The sequence below is a fragment of the Sphingomonas sp. Leaf38 genome (genome assembly GCF_001421825.1).
GTDB lineage: Bacteria > Pseudomonadota > Alphaproteobacteria > Sphingomonadales > Sphingomonadaceae > Sphingomonas.
In genome coordinates this window covers 218,045-237,858 of record NZ_LMLD01000010.1, presented here as the reverse complement: position 1 = coordinate 237,858, position 19,814 = coordinate 218,045, and the positions used below count along the sequence as shown (strand labels likewise).

Sequence of the window (19,814 nt, the reverse complement as noted above, 5' to 3'; positions counted from 1 at the left end):
GCGGGAGGGGCTAGGGGAGGGGATGTCGTAGCCTCTCGGGGTGGCGCCTGTGGTCAGGCCCTCCCCCGACCCCTCCCGCAAGGCGGGAGGGGAGGAAGTAGAGGCTTACTCCGCCGCGATCTGGATGCCGTCGCTGTCGAAGCCGGGTTCCGACTGCTTCAGGTCCACATTCAGGCCGAGCGAGCGCATTTCCTTGACGAGCACGTTGAAGCTCTCCGGGATGCCGGCCTCGAACGTGTCGTCGCCCTTGACGATCGCCTCGTAGACCTTGGTGCGGCCGACCACGTCGTCCGACTTCACCGTCAGCATTTCCTGCAAGGTATAGGCCGCGCCGTAGGCCTGGAGTGCCCAGACCTCCATCTCGCCGAAGCGCTGACCACCGAACTGCGCCTTACCACCCAGCGGCTGCTGCGTGACCAACGAGTACGGCCCGATCGACCGTGCGTGGATCTTGTCGTCGACCAGATGGTGGAGCTTGAGCATGTAGATATACCCAACCGTCACCTTGCGATCGAACTGGTCGCCGGTGCGACCATCGAACAGATCCGACTGGCCCGACGTGTCGAGACCCGCCAGCGCCAGCATCGCCGACACATCGGCTTCGCGGGCACCGTCGAACACCGGCGTCGCCATCGGCACGCCGCCCTTCAGGTTCTTGGCCAGCTCGACGATCTCGTCACCCGAACGGGCGTCGATCTCGGCGTGATACTGCTCGCCATACACCGTCTTGAGGCGATCGCGGACCGCCTCCGGCATCGCGCCGGGCTTGGCTTCGGGGTTCTCTTCGCGCCACGTCTCGAGCGCCGCGGTGATCGACTGACCCAGACCGCGTGCGGCCCAGCCCAGATGCGTCTCGAAGATCTGCCCGACGTTCATGCGGCTCGGCACGCCCAGCGGGTTGAGCACGATATCGACCGGCGTACCGTCGGCGAGGAACGGCATGTCCTCCGCCGGCAGGATGCGGCTGATGACGCCCTTGTTCCCGTGACGGCCGGCCATCTTGTCGCCCGGCTGCAGCTTGCGCTTCACCGCGACGAACACCTTGACCATCTTCAGCACGCCCGGCGACAGTTCGTCACCACGCTCCAGCTTCTCGCGACGATCGTGGAACTTGTCGGTGATCAGCTTGGCCGCATCGTCATACTGGATCTTGACCGCTTCCAGATCGCTCTGGATCTTGTCGTCGGCGACCGCGAACTTCCACCACTCGTGGCGGTCGACGCTGTCGAGCAGATCCATGTCGATCACGACGCCCTTCTTGACGCCCTTGGGCGCCGAGGTGGCCGTCTGGTCGAGCAGCATCTCGCGGAGACGCGACCAGGTCGCACGGTTCAGGATCGAACGCTCGTCGTCCGAATCCTTCTTCAGGCGCTCGATCTCCTCGCGCTCGATCGCCATCGCGCGCTCGTCCTTGTCGATGCCGTGACGGTTGAAGACGCGAACGTCGACGACCGTACCCGACACGCCCGGCGGCAGGCGAAGCGACGTATCGCGCACGTCGCTGGCCTTCTCACCGAAGATCGCACGGAGAAGCTTCTCCTCCGGCGTCATCGGCGACTCGCCCTTCGGCGTGATCTTGCCCGCGAGAATATCGCCCGGCTCGACCTCTGCACCGATGTAGACGATGCCCGCTTCGTCGAGGTTGCGCAGCGCTTCCTCGCCGACGTTCGGGATATCGCGCGTGATATCCTCAGGCCCAAGCTTCGTGTCGCGGGCCATCACCTCGAACTCGTCGATATGGATCGACGTGAACACGTCGTCCTTCACGATCCGCTCGCTGATGAGGATCGAATCCTCGTAGTTGTAGCCGTTCCACGGCATGAACGCGACGAGGCTGTTGCGACCCAGCGCCAGTTCGCCGAACTCGGTCGATGGACCGTCGGCGAGCACGTCGCCTGCACGGACCACGTCGCCCACCTTCACCAGCGGACGCTGGTTGATGCAGGTCGACTGGTTCGAGCGCTGGAACTTCATCAGCGTGTAGATGTCGACGCCCGACTTGCCGGCATCGATCTCGCCGGTGGCCCGGATCACGATACGCGCCGCGTCGACCTGATCGACGATGCCCGCACGCTTTGCCGAGATCGCGGCGCCGGAATCGCGTGCCACGGTCTCTTCCATGCCGGTGCCGACGAACGGCGCCTCGGCCTGGACGAGCGGCACGGCCTGACGCTGCATGTTCGAGCCCATCAGCGCGCGGTTGGCGTCATCGTTTTCCAGGAACGGAATGAGCGATGCGGCGACCGAGACGAGCTGCTTGGGGCTGACGTCCATCAGCGTGATGTTGTCGGGCAGCGCCATCAGGAATTCGCCCGCCTGACGCGACGACACGAGCTCCTCGGTGAAGCCGCCGTCCGACGTCAGCTCGGCGTTGGCCTGCGCGATCGTGTGCTTGGCCTCTTCCATTGCCGACAGGTACACGACGTCGTCGGTCACCTTGTGGTCGACGACCTTGCGGTACGGCGTCTCGATGAAGCCGTACTTGTTGACGCGGCTGAACGACGCCAGCGAGTTGATCAGACCGATGTTCGGGCCTTCCGGCGTCTCGATCGGGCAGATGCGGCCATAATGCGTCGGGTGAACGTCGCGGACTTCGAAGCCTGCCCGCTCACGCGTCAGACCACCTGGTCCAAGTGCCGACACGCGACGCTTGTGGGTGACTTCCGACAGCGGGTTGGTCTGATCCATGAACTGCGACAGCTGCGACGAGCCGAAGAATTCGCGAACCGCGGCCACGGCAGGCTTCGCGTTGATCAGGTCGTTCGGCATGACGGTCGAGACGTCGACCGACGACATGCGCTCCTTCACGGCGCGCTCCATGCGGAGCAGGCCGACGCGATACTGGTTCTCGAGCAGCTCGCCGACCGAACGGACACGACGGTTGCCGAGGTTGTCGATATCGTCGATCTCGCCCTTGCCGTCCTTGAGGTTCACGAGCGTCTTGATGACCTCGAGAATGTCCTCGGTGCGCAGCGTCGTGACCGTGTCCTCGACGTCGAGGTCGAGACGCATGTTCAGCTTCACGCGGCCGACGGCCGACAGGTCGTAGCGATCCGGATCGAAGAACAGACCCGAGAACAGCGCCTCGGCGGTCTCCAGCGTCGGCGGCTCACCAGGACGCATCACGCGGTAGATGTCGGACAGCGCCTGCTCGCGCTCTTCGGCCTTGTCGACCTTGAGCGTGTTACGGATCCACGGACCCGTCGCGACGTGATCGATGTCGAGCAGGTCGAGCCGCTCGATGCCTGCCTGGTCGAGCAGTTCAAGGTTCTCGGCCGAAACCTCGTCACCGGCTTCGATGTAGATGCGGCCGGTCGACTCGTCGATCAGATCGTAGGCCGAATAGCGGCCGAAGATTTCCTCGGTCGGGATCAGCAGGTCGGTGAGGCCGTCCTTGAACGCCTTGTTCGCAGCGCGCGGGCTGATCTTCTGGCCGTTCGGGAACACGACTTCGCCGGTCTTCGCATCGACGATGTCGAACATCGGCTTCTGGCCGCGCCAGTTCTCGGCCTGGAACGGAACGATCCAGCCACCCTGGCCGCGGACGAACGTCACGCGGTTGTAGAAATAGTTGAGGATTTCTTCCGACGTCATGCCAAGCGCGTAGAGCAGCGCGGTGACGGGCAGCTTGCGCTTGCGATCGATGCGGACGTTGACGATGTCCTTGGCGTCGAACTCGAAATCGAGCCACGAGCCGCGATACGGAATGACGCGGGCAGCGAACAGATACTTGCCCGATGCGTGCGTCTTGCCGCGATCGTGATCGAACAGGACGCCCGGCGAACGGTGCATCTGACTGACGATGACGCGCTCGGTACCGTTGATGAAGAACGTGCCGTTCTCGGTCATGAGCGGCATGTCGCCCATGTACACGTCCTGCTCCTTGATATCGATGACCGACTTGGCCTCGGTATCGGGATCGACCTCGAACGCGGTCAGCCGCAGCGTGACGCGCATCGGGGCGGCATAGGTGATCCCGCGCTGGCGGCATTCCTCGACGTCGAACTTCGGCGGCTCAAGGACGTAATCGTCGAAATCGAGATAGGCGGTGCCGGCGAAGTCCTGGATCGGGAACACGCTGCGCAGCGTCTTCTCGAGACCCGAGACATGGCCGATCGACTTGTCGGAGCGCAGGAACTGCTCGTAGCTCTCGCGCTGGACTTCGATCAGGTTCGGCATCTGCACGACTTCGTGGATGTTGCCGAAAACCTTGCGGATACGGCGCTTTGCAGTGCCGTGTTCGCCACGCTGCTTGGCAGCGCCCTCATTGATCGCCTTGGATGCCATAGGTTTTGTTTCGCCCTATAAAAACTGACGGATCAGTCGTAATTTCGTGCTTGGGAACCCCCAAGCGAGACGCACGTTCACGCAAAAAGGCCGCGCGCATCAGGTGCGGCGGCTCTCAGCGTATGAAACCTCGGTATCCAATACGATCGACACGCTGCGCGACGGCATGTCATTTCCCGGATGCTGTGGTGAGCAGCGGATATAGGCGTGGCCGCGCGGCGTGTCAAAGGGCGGATGTCCGCCGACTCGTGTACCAGATAAATTCAGGTGCTTTTGGCGCGTCAATGACGCCGAAAAGACTATAGATTATGGGTGGCCTGCGCCGTTAGGCGCATCCGGGGTAGGGTGGCGATCGTATACGTAGAGGGATAGCGGCAGGGATGGCGGCAGGATGAGCGAAAAAGTGATACGGGAACGCGCGGCAGTCCAGGCCGCCTCGGACGAGGACCGCGCGAACTGGGCACGGCTGATCGACGATCACACGCAGATCGCCGCGCAATGCATCGAGATCGCCGAACTATCGCAAGGTCCGCGCGAGCAGAGCGGGCTGGCCTCGCGCAAGCTGATAGAACTCGCGATCGCCGTGGCGAAACATCTCGACGTCGAGGACGAGGTGATCGACCGCACGGTCATCGCCATGGAGCCCCGGTTTTCGCCTGACACCATCGCGATGATGGAGGAGGATCTCGAGATCCTCCGGTCGGACTGGAAGGTCTTTATCGGTCGATGGCTGCCGGTCATCTCGCAGAGCGAATGGGACAAGTTCGGCGTCCAGGCCAAGTCGATGCTCGATCGTCTCTCGGGCCAGGTGACGCTCGAGACCGAAATCCTCTACGACCATGCGTTGCGCGACGGCGTGGTCCGGGCCGGCGGCGCGGTGCTGCACTAGACCGAATCGGCGCGCGCGTCAGCGGCGTTTCTTCTTCGACGATGGTTGTGCCGGCGCGATCGGCAGCGGCACGGGTGGCGACGTCGTAAACCGCACGACGACCGGCAACACCGCGGGATTGGCCGGATATTGCCGCCGCGCGCGGGCAAACAGAAAACGCGCCTTGGCCGCGCCCGGCATGCTTTCGCTGGTGCCGACCCAGCGCCAGTGCCAGGGCTCCCACTTGACGTTCTGCTTATTGCCGCCGGGAAAGCTCTGCTCGAACCCGAACCGCGGTGCATTGGCCCTTAGCCAGCGCGCGGCCGGGGTGGCGGCCATACAGGCCTCCGCGTCCGGACACCCGTTGGCGGGGCGCACCGCGAAATCGAGCGCATAGCCGGTCGAGTGCTCGCTATAGCCTGGGGGGGCGACCGAGATCGCCCGGTCGGCCGCGCTGCTCGACTCGCCGCGACAGAAGACGTTGCGCTGGCGGGCGATCGAGCGCTGGCACGACAGCGCGCGGAGCTGACCCATCACCGCCGGATCGCCCTGCGCTGCGGCGAACAGCCGCAGCAGGTCGGGCAGGATGTCGGCGCGCACCACGCACGGATTGCCCACGGAATAGTCCGACGGCAGCGTGACGAGCTCGGTCTCGGGCGCGTCGCCGTAAGGCAGATGCCCGAAGGCGCGGCCGTCGGGCGCGATCGCCGCGCTCTGCCCCTCGCACAGTTGTGCATCCGCGATGGTCGGGGCGAAGAGGAGCGCGAGGGCCAGTGTGCGGTGCAACATCGATGCGGGCTCTGGCACGCAGGCGCTAATGATGGCAAGGGCGGCGCCATGCATGGTGAACGCGTACTCTTCCTCGACGGCGAGGCCCTGGTGATCGACAAGCCCGCAGGGCTGCCGGTCGATCCGCCCCGCGATGGCTCGTTGAGCCTCGAAAATCATCTCGAAAGCCTGAAGTTCGGCTTCCAGCGCTGGCCCAAGGCCGTCCACCGGCTCGACCGCGACACGAGCGGCTGTCTGCTCCTGTCGCGCAATCCCAAAGCGCATGCCCGCTTGCAGCAGGCGTTCGAGCAGGGCCTTGTGTCGAAGCGCTACGTCGCGCTGCTCGACGGCGTGGTCGAGGGCACGTCGGGCCTGATCGAGATGGCGTTGGGCAAGGTCAGCACCGCCGAGACCGGCTGGCGGATGGTCGAGGATCCCAACGGCAAGAAATCGCGCACCAAGTGGCGCGTCCTCGAGATCAAGGACGGCCGCTCGCTGGTCGAGTTCCTGCCCGAGACCGGCCGCACGCATCAGATCCGCGTGCACGCGGCCAGCGGCCTCGGCGCACCGGTGGTCGGCGACGGCGTCTACGGCAAGGCGGATGGCCTCGGCATGATGCTTCACGCGCAGCGGCTGATCGTGCCGCGCCCTGGCAAGCCCGACGTGCTCGCCGAAGCGCCCCTGCCGGAGCGGTTCGCCAAGGCCGGGTTCGCCGACGAGGCCGCGCCTGCGCCCGCTGCGGCTGCGGCTGCGGCCGACGTCGCGACGCCTGCACCCACTGACGATTGAGCGGCCTGAGGGAAGGGGCTGATGGTCGCGATCCCGATAACCCGGTCCATCGCGATCGATGACAGCGAACTGATCGAGAGCACGACTCGGTCGGGCGGTCCCGGTGGGCAGCACGTCAACACCACCGACAGCGCGGTGATCCTGCGGTTCGATGTCGGCCTGTCGCCGGGATTGCCGTTGGCGGTGAAGAACCGGATCGCGGTGCTCGCCGGATCGCGGCTCACGCGCGACGGCGTGCTGGTGCTGCGGAGCGAAGGATCGCGGTCGCAATTGCTCAACCGGCAGGAGGTCCGCGAGCGGCTCGTCGCGCTGATCAAGGAAGCCACGATCGTCCCCAAGGCGCGACGCGCGACCAAGCCGTCCAAGGCGGCAAGGGCACGCCGGGTCGATACCAAGAAGGTACGCAGTGGCGTGAAGGCGGGACGGGGCAAGGTCCGCGACGATTAAGCGACAAGGCAGTGCCTCAGCCTCCCCCGAAACTCGTCACCCCGGCGAAAGCTGGGGTATCCTTGAGGAATGCGACACGCGCGCCGACATGGAGACTCCAGCGTTCGCTGGGGTGACGGACATTTGAGCGTGCCGGCTTCAAGACGCCGCCGACCAAGGAAGAAGACATGTACCAGTTCGATATTGCCGCCGGCAGCAAGGCCGATCTCTACCGCGACCTGCTTGCCGCGCTCGACGCGCTGACCGCGGACGAGCGCGATCCGATCGCCAACATGGCCAACGCCGCCGCGCTGGTGTGGGAATATCTGCCCGACCTGAACTGGGCCGGCTTCTATCGGCTTGTCGAAGGCGAGCTCGTGCTCGGGCCGTTCCAGGGCAAGGTCGCGTGCATCCGCATCCCGGTCGGCAAGGGGGTCTGCGGTGCCGCTGCGGCAACACTGACGACGCAGCGGGTCGACGACGTGCATGCCTTCCCCGGCCATATCGCCTGCGACGCCGCGAGCCGCTCCGAGCTCGTGGTGCCGGTGTCGAAGGACGGCGTGCTGATCGCCGTGCTCGATCTCGACAGCCCCGAACCCGCGCGGTTCGATGCCGAGGATGCCGCCGGATGCGAAGCGCTGGCGGCCTTGCTCGGCGAGCGGCTGGCGATCTGATCCGTTTCGGGACGGTACGTCCGCTGGCGAGTCGCTCCCGGTTTTGGTAAGCAACCCGTTAAGACATCCGGCGTTTGCGCGGGATAGGGTGGCAGAACCTGGGAGACGGACATGCGGAGCCTTTTGATCGCAAGCGCAGGGCTTGCCATCGCCAGTGGCGGCACGGCGGAGGCGCAGCACCGCCCCGGCGCGAGCTACGGCGTTCCTGGTGTCGTGATGCAGGCGCCGATGGCCACGCCGCACCGCCCCGGTCCGATCGCAGCGCGTCCTCCCGTCGTGCAGTCGTCGTCACAGGTCGTCGGGCATCGGGCTCCACGCTGGGGCAGCAAGATCGGTGGGCGCTGGTGGGGCGGCGCGAACGCCCCCGGCGGTTGGGCCGCCTATCGCCGTCCGGACCGAGGTTGGACGGTGCCAGGCTATTGGAATGCCCCGCGCTTCTACGTCAATGATTGGTCGACTTATGGTCTGCCACGGCCGCCACAGGGATATTACTGGACGCGCTATTATGACGATGCGGTGCTCATCGACCCGCGAGGTTCGGTTTACGACACGGTAAGCGGCACCGATTGGGATCGCTATGATTCCGGGGGGTACACCGCCGCCGTGCCGCAGGACTACGCCCAGACTGAAACAGTCTATGCCGACCCAGCCTATGCCGACCCGATCTATACCGACCCGGTCGATCGCCGGTACACCGCGCCCTATCAGGATCGCACACCGCGCCGCGATACGGGTCTTGGCGGCGCAGCGCTCGGCGCGGTTGCAGGCGGTGTCGCGGGCAACCTGATCGCGGGGCGCGGCAATCGGCTGGGCGGTACGCTGATCGGGGCGGGAGTCGGTGCGGCGGCCGGCTATGCGATCGATAAGGGCGAAGACCGCAGCCGCGAGGTGCCACCACCCCGCCGCGAATATGGCGCGCGCTATGCGCCCCCCCCACCGGTCTATGCCCCGGCCTATGCGACCGACCCGGCGCCGCCGGTGTCGTATGGCGCAGGTTATCCGCAACCACGCTACGCGGCGGCCGGACGGGGTGGAACATGGGTTTCGCCGGACGGACTGACGACGGTGACCACGACGAACGGCAGCGTCTATGCAACGGGCGCGTCCACGGTGGTGGTCCAGTCCGCGCCGATGGTGACGACAACGACCACGACGGACTATTACGATACCGTTTCGTACGCACCGCGGAAAGCCTGGCACAAGCGCGTCCGCGCGCGCCCGCGCTGCAATTGCCGGTGATCGCCGCTGCTCGCCCTTGAGCCGGCCCGCGAGACCTAACTCCAGTGCACGGTTCGATGGGCGTGCGGAATTTGCGTCTCGATCTGGCGGCGGCGGTCCCGGCATCGCTCTGGTCGACACCTACGCCCTGCCGTCGCGGCCATTCTGGTGACGGGGCGCGCCGAAGCTGCACGAGAGCGCGCCGGGCCGCGCGGTCCAGATGCCGCTCGCCGCGTGTTCCGACGCGATAGGTCTCCGTCTGTCGATGGCGAGGGTTGGGCGCTCCGTTGCGAGACGCGCGGCGCGGCGGGTGGTCGATACCGGCATAAATGGCAACGGCTGGACCCGATCGCAGGCGCAGGCCCCGGTCGCGCCGAAGTTCACCGTCCGCGCGTCTCACGACGCGATGCTGGCGATGAAAACGGTTTCCGTCCCGGTGATCGAGGCGCGCACCGACGCGCCGATCGCAGCAGGCGGGAGGCCCATTCCGACGAGCCGTGACGGGGCCGCCAGCGATCCGCCGGCGCCAGGGGGGCAGAAGGTGACGGAGGGGGCGAACACGCGCCCTGCGGTTCGCTTACCGCCCCCCCGTCCGGCAAGCGCGTGCCACCTTCCCCTCACGGGGGAGGATTTTGGGGATCAACCGAACGGGCGGTTGATCGCAGGTTGCGGTTCGGTGAACCAGGCCGCGCCGGTATCGGTGACGTGGAAATGATCTTCGAGCCGGATGCCGAAGCGGTCGGGCACGACGATCATCGGCTCGTTCGAGAAGCACATGCCGGGCGCCAGTGGCGTGCGGTCGCCGCGGACCAGATAGGCGGGTTCGTGGATAGACAGGCCGATGCCGTGGCCCGTGCGATGCGGGAGTCCCGGGAGGCGGTAATCGGGCCCGAGCCCGGCCTTTTCGAGCACGACGCGGGCGGCGGCGTCGATCGCTTCGCAGGGGACGCCGGGCCGTACTGCATCGAACGCCGCGGCCTGCGCCTCGTGTTCGATATCCCAGATCGCGCGCGCCTCGTCGCCGACCTCGCCGAACGCATAGGTCCGCGTGATGTCCGAAAGATAGCCCTCCACCTGGCAGCCGGTGTCGATCAGCACGAGCTGGTCCTCCTCGAGCCGCGGGTCGCCGGGCAGGCCGTGCGGGAACGCGGTCGCTTGGCCGAACTGGACCGCGCAGAAATACGACCCCGACGACCCGATTGCGCGGTGCGCGTCGTCGATGAAGCGGATCACGGCGCTGGCGGCGATGCCGGGGTGGAGGATGCGCGCGGCGCGGCGCTGGACGTCGAGCGTCATCGCCTTGGCCTGGCGCAGCAAGGCGAGCTCGGCGGGGCTCTTGATCATCCGGCAGGCGTCGATCACCGCCGCACCGTCGGCGACGTCGAGCCGGGTGGCGGCCAGCGCGCTTGCCATGCCGTAGGGGAGCTGCGGGTCGAGCAGCAGTCGGCCCGCGACCGCGTCGGCCACCAGCGCGTAGGGGCTCTCATCCTCTTCCCAGAGCCGCAGATCGGCCGCGATCTCGACCGCGGCCTCGAGCGACCCCTGTTCGAAGCGCGGGCAGATCAGGATCGGCTGGCCCTTCACGGGCAGCAGCAGCGCGACGAGGCGCTCAGTCGCGCCCCACGGGATGCCCGCGAAATAGCGCAGGCTCGCGCCGGCGCCGATCAGCAGCGCGTCGGCACCCGCCGCCTCGGTCAGCGCGCGCGCCTTGTCCAGCCGCGCGGTGCGCTCGGCCACTGCGATCCGCGGCGCAGGCGTCGCCCAGGGGACGATCGTCGCGAGTTCGCCCGCTATCGAGGATCCGCCGATGGTCATGCACGAGGTCCTTTTCTAGCGAAGCGGTCGAGGTCGAACGGCGCGAGCGGCACCGCCGGGGTATCCCCCGCCAGCATCGCCGCGACGAGCATCGCGGTCACCGGCGCAAGCGTGAGCCCGAGATGGTGATGCCCGAACGCATAAGCGAGGTTGGCGTGGCGCGTCGACCGGCCGATCGCGGGGAGATAGTCGGGCAGCGTCGGCCTTGCTCCCATCCAGCGGTCGAACGGTCCTTCGATCGGCAGGCCGAGCGATCGGACGTGATGCTCCAGCCGGTCCCATTTGCGCGGATCGGGCGCGCCGTCGGGATCGCCGAATTCGACGAAACTCGCCGCCTGCACGCACCCGGCATAGCGCGTGACGATCATCGAGCGATCCTCGAACACGACCGGCGGCAGGTCGGCAGGCCAGCCATCGGCGCGGGCGCGGATGTGATAGCCGCGCTCGGCGATCATCGGGACGCGGTAGCCGAGCGGTTCGAGCAGCGCGCGCGACCGGACGCCTGCGGTCACCAATACCCGATCGAAGGCGTGTCCGACAACGGCGATCCGACCGGCGTCTTGCGTCAATCGCGCCGCCTCGCGGACGATCCGGCCGCCGCGTGCCGCGACCGCGGCTTCGAGTGCCATGGCGAGCGTGCGGAGATCGGCAATCTGGCCGCTGCCGATGAAGCGGATCGCGCCGCCGACCGGATCGGCGAGGAAACCGAGCCGGTGCAGCAGGTCGGGGCCGGCGTCCGCGATCCGCGCCGTCCCGATCGCGGTGCGCGCCCAGCGGTCGCGGCCGGCGCGCGCGCTGACGGGCGTGTCCCAGACGACGATATGGCCGGTCTCGCGGAGCAGATCGGGGGTGCCGAGCATGCCGACCAGATCGCGCCACGCGGGCATCGCGCCGGCGAGCAGCGGCGTCAGCGCGGCCGTCCCCGCGGCGAATTTTGCCGGTGTCGAGGCAGCGACCATCCGCGCGGCGAACGGCAGCCAGTACGCCGCCATTGACGGCGGCAGCGCCAGCGCCCCCCCCGCGCCGAACAGCCGCTTGGGCACCGAGCATATTGCGGCCGGGGAAGCGAGCGGCTCTACCTGCTCGACCGCGATGTGTCCGGCATTGCCCCAGGATGCGGCATTGTAATCGGTGCCGCGTTCGAACACACTTACGCTATACCCGCGATCGAGCAGCGCGATGGTGCAGCACAGTCCGACCACGCCGCCGCCCACTATGGCAATTTCCGGACCGATCGTTTGCAATCCGTTTCTCCCATTGCTCCACGCCGACGATTTCGTATACGATATATATAGCGAAACGATGGAAGGTCGATACCGAATGTCTGTCGAATGGAGGGGCGTGTTTCCGGCCGTGACGACGCAGATCCGCGAGGACATGCGCGTTGATCTCGCCGACACGCAGCGCGTCGTCGACGACCTGATCCGCGACGGCGTGACCGGGGTGATCGCGCTCGGCACGGTCGGCGAGAATAACTCGTTCGACTATGATGAAAAGGTCTCGGTGCTGACCGCGATCGTCGAGGCGGTCGCGGGGCGCGTCCCCGTCATCACCGGCGTCTCCGAATATGATACGCGCCGCGCGGTGCGCTATGCGCAGGCGGCGGAGAAGGCTGGCGCGGACGGTCTGATGCTGTTGCCGCCGATGGTCTATGTGCCCAAGCCGCACGAGCTGGTGGCGCATTTCAAGGGGGTCGCGGAGCAGGTCGGCCTGCCGGTCATGCTCTACAACAATCCGCCCGCCTATCGCACGCTGATCGACAACGACGTGCTGGCGGCACTGGTCGACGTCGCGAACATCGTCGCGGTCAAGGAATCGGCGCCCGACACGCGGCGTTTCACCGACGTGAAGACCGCGTTCGGCGACCGGTACGTGCTGTTCGCCGGGCTCGACGACGTCGCGCTCGAGGGGCTGTATCTGGGCGCGCAAGGCTGGGTCTCGGGACTTACCAACGCATTCCCGCGCGAGTCGGTCGAGCTGGTCAATGCGTTCGCGCGCGGTGATCATGCCAAGGCGATGGAGATTTATCGCTGGTTCATGCCGCTGCTCCACCTCGATGCCGAGCATGACCTGGTCCAGTCGATCAAGCTGGCCGAGCAGGTCATGGGTCGCGGGTCCGAACGCGTCCTGCCGCCGCGCTATCCGCTGATCGGCGCACGCCGTGCCGAGGTGATCGAGATGGTCGAGCAGGCTGCTGCGACGCGCCCGACCCTCTCGAACTGATGCGCCACACCTTCTTCTGCATCGACGGCCACACCGCCGGCAATCCGGTCCGCCTCGTCGCGGGCGGGGCGCCGTTGCTCAAAGGCGCGTCGATGTCGGAGCGGCGGCAGGATTTCCTGAACCGGTTCGACTGGATCCGCACTGGGCTCTGCTTCGAACCGCGCGGGCACGACATGATGTCGGGCGGGTTCCTCTACCCGCCGGCGCGTGACGATACCGATATCGGCATCCTGTTCATCGAGACGAGCGGATGCCTGCCGATGTGCGGCCACGGCACGATCGGGATGGTGACGTTCGGGCTCGAGCACGGGCTGATCCAGCCCGCCGTTCCCGGTCGGTTGCGGATCGAGGTGCCCGCGGGCGTGATCGACGTCGCCTATGAGACCGAGGGCGCGAAGGTGACGGCGGTCCGCATCACCAACGTCCCCGCCTATGTCGCCGCGCGCGATATCCGCGTGGACGTCGAGGGGATCGGGCCGCTGAGCATCGACGTCGCCTATGGCGGTAATTATTACGCGATCGTCGAGCCGCAGGGGCGGTACACCGGGCTCGACGACCTCGGTGCGGCCGAGATCATTGCGCTCAGCGGCCGTGTTCGCGAGGCGGTGCGGGCGCAGTTCGAGCCTGTCCACCCGCTCGACCCGACGATCCGCGGCGTCAGCCACGTGCTGTGGGCCGATGTCGCGCAAAGTGACGGTGCCGACGGCCGCAACGCAGTCTTCTACGGCGACAAGGCGATCGACCGTAGCCCGTGCGGCACCGGCACGTCGGCGCGGCTCGCGCATCTGGTCGACCAGGGCCGCTTGTCGGTCGGCGACCGGTTCGTCCATGAAAGCTATATCGGCAGCCGGTTCATCGGCCGCGTCGAGGCTGAAACCGCGCTGGGCGATACGCCCGCGATCATCCCGTCGATCGAGGGATCGGCGATCGCGACCGGGTTCAACACCATCTGGATCGATCGCGACGATCGTTTCTGGAACGGTTTCCAAGTTTCATGACATTTCGGCTATGCTGGACCGATATTCCCGTTTTCGGAGCCGTCCCGCCATGAGCATCGTCGTCCGCACCCTGTCCGAGCAGGTGTTCGAGATCGTCCGCGAACAGATCGTCACGGGCAAGCTCGTGGGACATGCCGCGATCCGCCAGGACGCGCTGGCGACCGAACTCGGCGTCAGCAAGATCCCACTGCGCGAGGCTTTGGCGCGACTCGAGCAGGAGGGCCTGCTGACCAGCCACGCGAACCGCGGCTATTCGGTCCAGCCGATGTCCGCGGACGAGGCCGACGACATCTTTGCATTGCGGCTGGCGATCGAGCCGCAGGCCGCCGCCTACGCCGCGACCGTCGCCAACGACGAGGATCGCGCGACCGCGATCCTCGCCTTCGAGGAACTCGACAACGCCGCGAGCGAGCGCCTCGCCGAGGTCGCGATCCGCAACCGCGTGTTCCACACCGCGCTGGTCCGGCCCGGCCGGCGCCTGCTGACGACGCAGATGGTCGAGCGGCTGGCGATCCTCGCCGAGCGCTACGTCGTCGCGCATCTACGGCCGGCGGGGCGCGAGAGTCGCGCGCATCTGGAGCATCGCCAGCTGCTCGACGCGTGGCTCGCGCGCGACGACGATCGCATGCTGACGCTGCTCACCAGCCATATTCAATCGACGCTGACCGATCTGCGCATGCAGTTCGATACGGGCCGAGATTAGGATCACCATCGGGGAGGGGCATGGCCGGGCCGCGTAAACCGTCCGGATCGTCTGTGCATGGCCGCGACCCCAGCCGCACCACGACGCTGACTTGGACGCAGCTGATCGCGCCGCCCTGGTCGATGCGCGCGGCCGCTCCATGGTCTGGAACCCCGCCGGGCTGGCGCTCTGCTGCGGCTATGGCCGGCGCTAGAGCGACGTCGGCAACCCGGTGGTCCGCGTCGCGCGATCCGTGCGCGTCACCGTTTCTTGCGGCACGCGTCCGAGCAATAGATCACGCTGTCCCAGTCGCGCGCCCATTTCTTGCGCCACGCAAACGGGCGCTCGCACGCCGGACATACCTTGGTCGGCAGGTTCTGCTTGGCGACACCGTTGGGCATCAGCGGGCCTGCGCGTCGAGGAACGCCGCGACATCGGTGAGGTCGACGGTCTTGTCGAGATAGGTCCCGCCGATCCCGCGCGCGAGCAGGAACGGCAGCGTCCCCGCCGCCATCTTCTTGTCGTGCCGCATATGATCGACGAGCCGCGCCCCGCTCGCGCCGACCCCCGCGGCTGCCAGCCCATCGGGCAGCCCCGCATCGCGCCAATGTGCCGCAACGCGCTGCGCGTCTGCTTCCGAACACAGACCCTGCGCCGCCGAAAAACCGAACGCCAGCGAACAGCCCGCCGCCACGCCCTCACCATGAATCAGCGCCTGCGAGAACCCGGTCTCCGCCTCGAGCGCATGGCCGAACGTGTGGCCGAGGTTGAGCAGGGCCCGCGTCCCATTGGTCTCGTGCTCGTCCGCCGCGACGATCCGCGCCTTGGCCGACACGCTGTGCGCGATCGCATATTCGCGCAAACCCAAATCGCCCGCGAGCAACGCCGCGCCATTGGCCTCGCACCATTCGAAGAAGGCGAGATCGTCGATCAGCCCGTATTTCACGACCTCGGCATAGCCCGCGCGCAACTCGCGGATCGGCAGCGTCTCGAGCACCTTCGGGTCGATCAGCACCATCGCCGGCTGACGGAACGCGCCGATCAGGTTCTTGCCCGCGCGCGTGTTGATCGCCGTCTTGCCGCCGACCGAGCTGTCCACCTGCGCGAGCAGGCTCGTCGGGATCTGCACGAACTGGCACCCGCGCTTGAGGATCGCGCAGGCGAACCCGACGAGATCGCCGATCACGCCGCCGCCCAGCGCGACGACATGATCGCCACGCTCGATCCCGAGTTCGAGCAGCCGGTCGCACAGCATCTCGAGCGTCGCCCAGCTCTTGCTGCCCTCGCCGGGCGCGAGCACGATCGCCTCGGACTCGAGCCCCGCCGCAGCCAGCGAAGCCTGGAGCGTCGCCAGATGCGTCGCCAGGTTCGAATCGGTAACGATCGCAACGCGCCGGCCCTTTGCCAGCGGCGCCAGATATTCGCCGGCGCGGCCAAGCAGTCCTGCCTCGATATGGATCGGGTAGGTCCGGGCGCCCAGTTCGACGGTAATGGTCTTCATCGGCCTAACGCTCTCAGGATTGCAGCGACGGTCGCTTCGTGCGGCGTCTTGTTGCTGACGATATGGATGTGCGCCTGCGCGTAGATCGGGTTGCGGACGCGCGCCAGTTCGGCGAGGACCTTGCCCGGATCGCGGTTACGCAACAGCGGGCGGGTATCGCGCCGCCCGACACGCTCGACGAGAATATCGGGATGCGCGCTCAACCACACCGATGTCGCGTCGCGCAGGATCAGCGCGCGCGTGTCGTCGTTGATGAACGCCCCGCCACCCGTCGCGATGATCTTGGGCGTGCCGTCGATCAGCCGCGCGATCACGCGGCGTTCGCCGTCGCGGAAATACTCTTCGCCGTATTTGGCGAAGATCTCGGCGACGGTCATGCCCGATGCCGCCTCGATCTCGTGATCGGCATCGACGAACGGCAGGTTCATGCGCAGCGCGAGGCGGCGGCCGACGGTGGTCTTGCCGACGCCCATCAGCCCGACGAGCACGATCGGGCGATCGATTGGGACAGCGCGGCGACCGCCGGCGGGGCCGCCTGGAGGCCCACCTGAAGGGTTGTGGCTTTGCAACATCGTGAGCCGCGCTATACAGCGGCACCGCGCAAGGGCAAAAGCTCTTGGCGCCTGTTTGTCCACTACAAGGTTACGTCGCATGTCCCGTTTCATCGTCTCGGTCGTCGTCGTTCTTGTGGTCGTGGTCGGCGGCCTGTTCCTGCTGGCCGGCCGCGCGACCGAGCGTCCGCAGAGCCGCGTCGAGAAGGCCGTGACGCTTGCGAACCTCTCTTAAGGCGACACTGGCGGCGGCGGTTGCCGCCGGGGCACTCGTCGCGCTGGCACCGGCGATCGGACAGGATCGCCCCGAATCGATCCTGCCGCCGGGGTTTGGCGATCCGACCCCGACGCCCGCGCCGCGGCCCGCGCCGCCTGCGGGCACGTCCGCGCGGCCGTCCGGCACGCCGCAGCCGACCGCGCCGCAGCCGACCGCATCCCAGCCGGCGCCCGCCGCGTCGTCGTCCGGCGCGATGATCCAGCCGCTGCCACCGACGACGCCGACCGGCATCGCCCCGGTCGTGCCCGCCACGACGCCCGCGCCGGTCGACCCTGCGGTGCTCGCGCAGTACGAGATGCCCGAATCGGCGCGGCGCTCGCTGACGACAGTCGGGCCGGTGGCCGCGCGTGAGGGTGGGCTGGAGACCGACGCGTTCGGTGATGCCGACGGTCGCTATGTCGAGACGCTGATGCGCCGGCTGACCGCGCCGCTGCCGTCGCGCTGGATGTCGATCCTGCTGCGCCGCGCGCTGGTTTCGCGCGTCGATACGCCTGCGCGCATCAACGGTGCGGACTTCGCGGCGGAGCGCGCCTGGCTGTTGCTGCGGATGGGCGAATCGGTCGCCGCGCGCGCGGTCACGCAGAGCGTCGACACCGACAACTACACGCCCAAGCTGTATCAGGTCGCGATGAACACGGCGCTGGCGACGGGCGATCCCGCGGGCTTCTGCCCGCTGGTCCCCGGCGCGATGCGTCTTGGCCCGGCACGCGGCTGGACGATGGCGCAGGCGATGTGCGCGGGCCTCTCGGGCAACCCAGCGCAGGCGACCCCGCTGATCGCGACCGCCAAGCGCCGCAACGTCGCGAGCGGTGTCGACATGCTGCTCGCGCAGAAAGTCGTAGGGGCCGGCGCGCAAGGCCGTCAGGCGGTCACGATCGAATGGGACGGCGTCGACCAGCTGACCGCGTGGCGGTTCGGGCTGGCGATGGCGACCGGCGTCGCGGTGCCCGACGCGCTCTATGCCAGCGCAGGGCCGCAGGTGCGCTACTGGCAGGCGCTGTCCCCGTCGGTGCCGCTGGCGGCCCGGCTCGCGCCCGCCGAATCGGCGGCGGGGCAGGGGGTGCTCTCCAGCGCCGCACTAGTCGATCTCTATGCCGCCGCCGCGACCGACGACGATACGCAGGGCGTCGCGTCGGCGGCGGCGGATGATCTGCGAACCGCCTATGCCGATCGCAATCCCGAGACGCGGCTGACGGCCCTGCGCGCGCTCTGGGGCGGTGCGAAGGCGCGGCCGGCCTATGCGCGGCTGGTCTTGACCGCACGCGCGGCGGCACGGATGAACCCGGCGCTGGCCAAGGCCGAGGCGGATCATCTGGTCGCGTCGATGCTGTCCGCCGGGCTCGACCGCACCGCCGCGAGCTGGCTCGGCAGCGTCCCCGCGGGCGGCGACGCCTGGGCGATGATCATGCTGAGCGATCCAGACGCGTATCGCCGGCTCAGCTATGCCGACCTTGCCTCCTATTCGGGCGGCGAAGGCGATTCGGCGCTCAAGCAGCGCATGCTGTTTGCGGGGCTTGCCGGGATGGGGCGGCTCAATACGGGCGATATCGAGCGCGCCGCGCAGTCGCTGGGCGTACGGATCGGTGCCGACAATGCGTGGACGCGCGCGCTCGATCGTGCCGCGCGCTCCGGTCAGTCGGGTACGGTCGTGGTCCTTGCGGCGATTGGCATGCAGGCGGCCGGGTGGAAGGACATCCCGCCCGAGGCGCTGTACCGGATCGTCGGCGCACTGCGCGCCGTCGGGCTCGACGGCGAGGCACGGATGATCGCCGCCGAGGCGATCGCACGGGCGTGACCTACGCCGCCGCTCGATCGTGACCCACGCTACCGACCGTGCGCTGATCGACCGGTTCCTGGAGATGATGGCGGCGGAGGCGGGGGCGGCGGCGAACACGCTCGCCGCCTATCGCAGCGACCTGATGCTCGCTTCGCAGGCGCTCGAGGGCGGTTTGGTCGATGCGGACGCCGCCGCGCTCGCAACCGTGTCGGGCGGATGGTCCGCGCTCTCGCGCGCGACCGTCGGCCGAAAGTCCGCCTCGCTCCGCCGCTTCTTCGCGTTCCTCGCCGAAGAGGGCCACCGCGCCGACGACCCCGGCAAGGCGCTGCCAAGGCCGGGCCCCGCCCGCGCGCTCCCCAAGGTGCTGAGCCACGCCGATATCGACCGGTTGTTCGCCGCGATCGCCGAGCGTGCCGCGCGCGATCCGCTCGACCCCAGCGACCTGCGGCTCTCCGCGCTGTTCGAACTCCTCTACGGCTCGGGGCTGCGCGCGACCGAGCTCGTCAGCCTGCCGCGCAACGCGGTCCACCCCGATCGCCCGTTCCTGATCCTGCGCGGCAAGGGCGGACGCGAGCGGATGGTGCCGATCTCCGACCGTGCGCGCGCCGCGGTGGAGCTCTGGCGCATGCATGTCGCCGGGGACCGTCTCTGGCTGTTCCCCTCGGGCAAGGGCCACCTCTCGCGCATCCGCCTGTACCAGATCGTCAAGGCGCTCGCCGCCGAGGCGGGGATCCCGCCCGACCGGGTCAGCCCGCACGTCCTGCGCCATGCGTTCGCGACGCACCTGCTCGCGGGGGGCGCCGATCTGCGCGCGCTGCAATCGATGCTCGGCCACGCCGATATCGCCACGACCGAGATCTATACGCATGTCGATTCGAGCCGCCTGGTCGAGCTCGTCAACACGCGTCACCCGCTGGCGGACATGCCGCCGCGTTGACGCGGACGGCGCCGCACCGTAAC

18 protein-coding genes are annotated in these 19,814 nt (G+C 67.8%); 11 read left to right on the top strand and 7 right to left on the bottom strand.

What is annotated here, in order from left to right; translation table 11 throughout:
• Positions 1–105: 105 nt before the first annotated feature.
• Positions 106–4,287, bottom strand: a complete 4,182-nt coding sequence (gene rpoB / locus ASE88_RS06670) for a DNA-directed RNA polymerase subunit beta (RefSeq protein WP_056476873.1) — start codon at positions 4,285–4,287, stop codon at positions 106–108.
• Positions 4,288–4,690: 403 nt separating this feature from the next.
• Here rpoB and ASE88_RS06665 point away from each other — a divergent pair, with 403 nt between their 5' ends.
• Positions 4,691–5,176, top strand: a complete 486-nt coding sequence (locus ASE88_RS06665) for a hypothetical protein (RefSeq protein ID WP_156356965.1) — start codon at positions 4,691–4,693, stop codon at positions 5,174–5,176.
• An 18-nt stretch (positions 5,177–5,194) separates the two neighbouring features.
• On the opposite strand, the gene ASE88_RS06660 is transcribed toward ASE88_RS06665, so the two are convergent.
• On the bottom strand, positions 5,195–6,103 hold the full coding sequence (locus ASE88_RS06660; protein ID WP_235527854.1) for a M15 family metallopeptidase: 909 nt from the start codon (positions 6,101–6,103) through the stop codon (positions 5,195–5,197).
• Between ASE88_RS06660 and ASE88_RS06655 the strand changes: the two genes are divergently transcribed.
• The 4 genes from ASE88_RS06655 to ASE88_RS06640 all read left to right on the top strand — a co-directional run bounded on the left by ASE88_RS06655 (position 5,993) and on the right by ASE88_RS06640 (position 9,051).
• Positions 5,993–6,712, top strand: coding sequence for an RluA family pseudouridine synthase (locus tag ASE88_RS06655; RefSeq protein ID WP_056476867.1), 720 nt, complete (start codon positions 5,993–5,995; stop codon positions 6,710–6,712). The genes ASE88_RS06660 and ASE88_RS06655 overlap by 111 nt on opposite strands.
• Positions 6,713–6,733: 21 nt before the next feature.
• Positions 6,734–7,159, top strand: coding sequence for an alternative ribosome rescue aminoacyl-tRNA hydrolase ArfB (gene arfB, locus ASE88_RS06650; protein WP_055879311.1), 426 nt, complete (start codon positions 6,734–6,736; stop codon positions 7,157–7,159).
• 167 nt (positions 7,160–7,326) lie between these two features.
• Complete coding sequence (locus ASE88_RS06645) at positions 7,327–7,812, top strand: GAF domain-containing protein (RefSeq protein WP_055879313.1); 486 nt, start codon at positions 7,327–7,329, stop codon at positions 7,810–7,812.
• Between the two features lie 111 nt (positions 7,813–7,923).
• On the top strand, positions 7,924–9,051 hold the full coding sequence (locus tag ASE88_RS06640) for an RcnB family protein (RefSeq protein WP_056476864.1): 1,128 nt from the start codon (positions 7,924–7,926) through the stop codon (positions 9,049–9,051).
• 618 nt (positions 9,052–9,669) lie between these two features.
• Here the strand turns inward: ASE88_RS06640 and ASE88_RS06635 are convergent.
• Positions 9,670–10,845 (bottom strand): M24 family metallopeptidase, encoded by a 1,176-nt coding sequence (locus ASE88_RS06635; RefSeq protein ID WP_056476861.1) that lies wholly within the window; start codon positions 10,843–10,845, stop codon positions 9,670–9,672.
• Positions 10,842–12,089, bottom strand: coding sequence for an NAD(P)/FAD-dependent oxidoreductase (locus tag ASE88_RS06630; protein ID WP_056476859.1), 1,248 nt, complete (start codon positions 12,087–12,089; stop codon positions 10,842–10,844). Before ASE88_RS06630 ends, ASE88_RS06635 begins: the two co-directional genes overlap by 4 nt.
• 76 nt (positions 12,090–12,165) lie before the next feature.
• On the opposite strand from ASE88_RS06630, the gene ASE88_RS06625 reads away from it, so the two are divergent.
• From ASE88_RS06625 to ASE88_RS06615, 3 genes are read left to right on the top strand one after another with little or no spacing between them, the layout of a single operon-like run.
• The gene (locus ASE88_RS06625) at positions 12,166–13,068 is read left to right on the top strand and encodes a dihydrodipicolinate synthase family protein (protein ID WP_056477171.1); all 903 of its coding nucleotides are present in this window, start codon (positions 12,166–12,168) and stop codon (positions 13,066–13,068) included.
• Positions 13,068–14,066, top strand: coding sequence for a 4-hydroxyproline epimerase (locus ASE88_RS06620; RefSeq protein ID WP_056476856.1), 999 nt, complete (start codon positions 13,068–13,070; stop codon positions 14,064–14,066). Before ASE88_RS06625 ends, ASE88_RS06620 begins: the two co-directional genes overlap by 1 nt.
• Before the next feature lie 49 nt (positions 14,067–14,115).
• Positions 14,116–14,769, top strand: a complete 654-nt coding sequence (locus tag ASE88_RS06615; protein WP_055879331.1) for a GntR family transcriptional regulator — start codon at positions 14,116–14,118, stop codon at positions 14,767–14,769.
• A gap of 239 nt (positions 14,770–15,008) precedes the next feature.
• Here the strand turns inward: ASE88_RS06615 and ASE88_RS18290 are convergent, their stop codons facing one another.
• The 3 genes from ASE88_RS18290 to ASE88_RS06605 are packed head-to-tail and all read right to left on the bottom strand — an operon-like array spanning position 15,009 to position 16,821.
• On the bottom strand, positions 15,009–15,149 hold the full coding sequence (locus ASE88_RS18290) for a DUF2256 domain-containing protein (RefSeq protein ID WP_082466333.1): 141 nt from the start codon (positions 15,147–15,149) through the stop codon (positions 15,009–15,011).
• On the bottom strand, positions 15,149–16,249 hold the full coding sequence (gene aroB, locus ASE88_RS06610) for a 3-dehydroquinate synthase (RefSeq protein WP_056476853.1): 1,101 nt from the start codon (positions 16,247–16,249) through the stop codon (positions 15,149–15,151). Before aroB ends, ASE88_RS18290 begins: the two co-directional genes overlap by 1 nt.
• A complete protein-coding gene (locus tag ASE88_RS06605; RefSeq protein ID WP_082466331.1) occupies positions 16,246–16,821 on the bottom strand; it encodes a shikimate kinase in 576 nt (191 codons plus the stop codon). The genes aroB and ASE88_RS06605 overlap by 4 nt, the downstream gene beginning before the upstream one ends.
• Positions 16,822–16,900: 79 nt before the next feature.
• On the opposite strand from ASE88_RS06605, the gene ASE88_RS19730 reads away from it, so the two are divergent.
• From ASE88_RS19730 to ASE88_RS06595, 3 genes are read left to right on the top strand one after another with little or no spacing between them, the layout of a single operon-like run.
• Entirely contained in the window at positions 16,901–17,035 is a 135-nt protein-coding gene (locus tag ASE88_RS19730) for a hypothetical protein (protein WP_267904487.1), read from the top strand.
• Complete coding sequence (locus ASE88_RS06600) at positions 17,019–18,872, top strand: hypothetical protein (protein ID WP_056476850.1); 1,854 nt, start codon at positions 17,019–17,021, stop codon at positions 18,870–18,872. The genes ASE88_RS19730 and ASE88_RS06600 overlap by 17 nt, the downstream gene beginning before the upstream one ends.
• 19 nt (positions 18,873–18,891) lie before the next feature.
• Entirely contained in the window at positions 18,892–19,791 is a 900-nt protein-coding gene (locus ASE88_RS06595) for a tyrosine-type recombinase/integrase (RefSeq protein WP_414893480.1), read from the top strand.
• The last annotated feature ends 23 nt before the right edge of the window (positions 19,792–19,814 follow it).

Coding starts and splice junctions, on each gene's coding strand:
- rpoB (WP_056476873.1), bottom strand. CDS start 4,287: ATGGCATCCAAGGCGATCAATGAGGGCGCTGCCAAGCAGCGTGGCGAA.
- ASE88_RS06655 (WP_056476867.1), top strand. CDS start 5,993: ATGCATGGTGAACGCGTACTCTTCCTCGACGGCGAGGCCCTGGTGATC.
- ASE88_RS06660 (WP_235527854.1), bottom strand. CDS start 6,103: ATGATTTTCGAGGCTCAACGAGCCATCGCGGGGCGGATCGACCGGCAG.
- arfB (WP_055879311.1), top strand. CDS start 6,734: ATGGTCGCGATCCCGATAACCCGGTCCATCGCGATCGATGACAGCGAA.
- ASE88_RS06645 (WP_055879313.1), top strand. CDS start 7,327: ATGTACCAGTTCGATATTGCCGCCGGCAGCAAGGCCGATCTCTACCGC.
- ASE88_RS06640 (WP_056476864.1), top strand. CDS start 7,924: ATGCGGAGCCTTTTGATCGCAAGCGCAGGGCTTGCCATCGCCAGTGGC.
- ASE88_RS06635 (WP_056476861.1), bottom strand. CDS start 10,845: ATGACCATCGGCGGATCCTCGATAGCGGGCGAACTCGCGACGATCGTC.
- ASE88_RS06625 (WP_056477171.1), top strand. CDS start 12,166: ATGTCTGTCGAATGGAGGGGCGTGTTTCCGGCCGTGACGACGCAGATC.
- ASE88_RS06620 (WP_056476856.1), top strand. CDS start 13,068: ATGCGCCACACCTTCTTCTGCATCGACGGCCACACCGCCGGCAATCCG.
- ASE88_RS06615 (WP_055879331.1), top strand. CDS start 14,116: ATGAGCATCGTCGTCCGCACCCTGTCCGAGCAGGTGTTCGAGATCGTC.
- ASE88_RS18290 (WP_082466333.1), bottom strand. CDS start 15,149: ATGCCCAACGGTGTCGCCAAGCAGAACCTGCCGACCAAGGTATGTCCG.
- aroB (WP_056476853.1), bottom strand. CDS start 16,249: ATGAAGACCATTACCGTCGAACTGGGCGCCCGGACCTACCCGATCCAT.
- ASE88_RS06605 (WP_082466331.1), bottom strand. CDS start 16,821: ATGTTGCAAAGCCACAACCCTTCAGGTGGGCCTCCAGGCGGCCCCGCC.
- ASE88_RS19730 (WP_267904487.1), top strand. CDS start 16,901: ATGTCCCGTTTCATCGTCTCGGTCGTCGTCGTTCTTGTGGTCGTGGTC.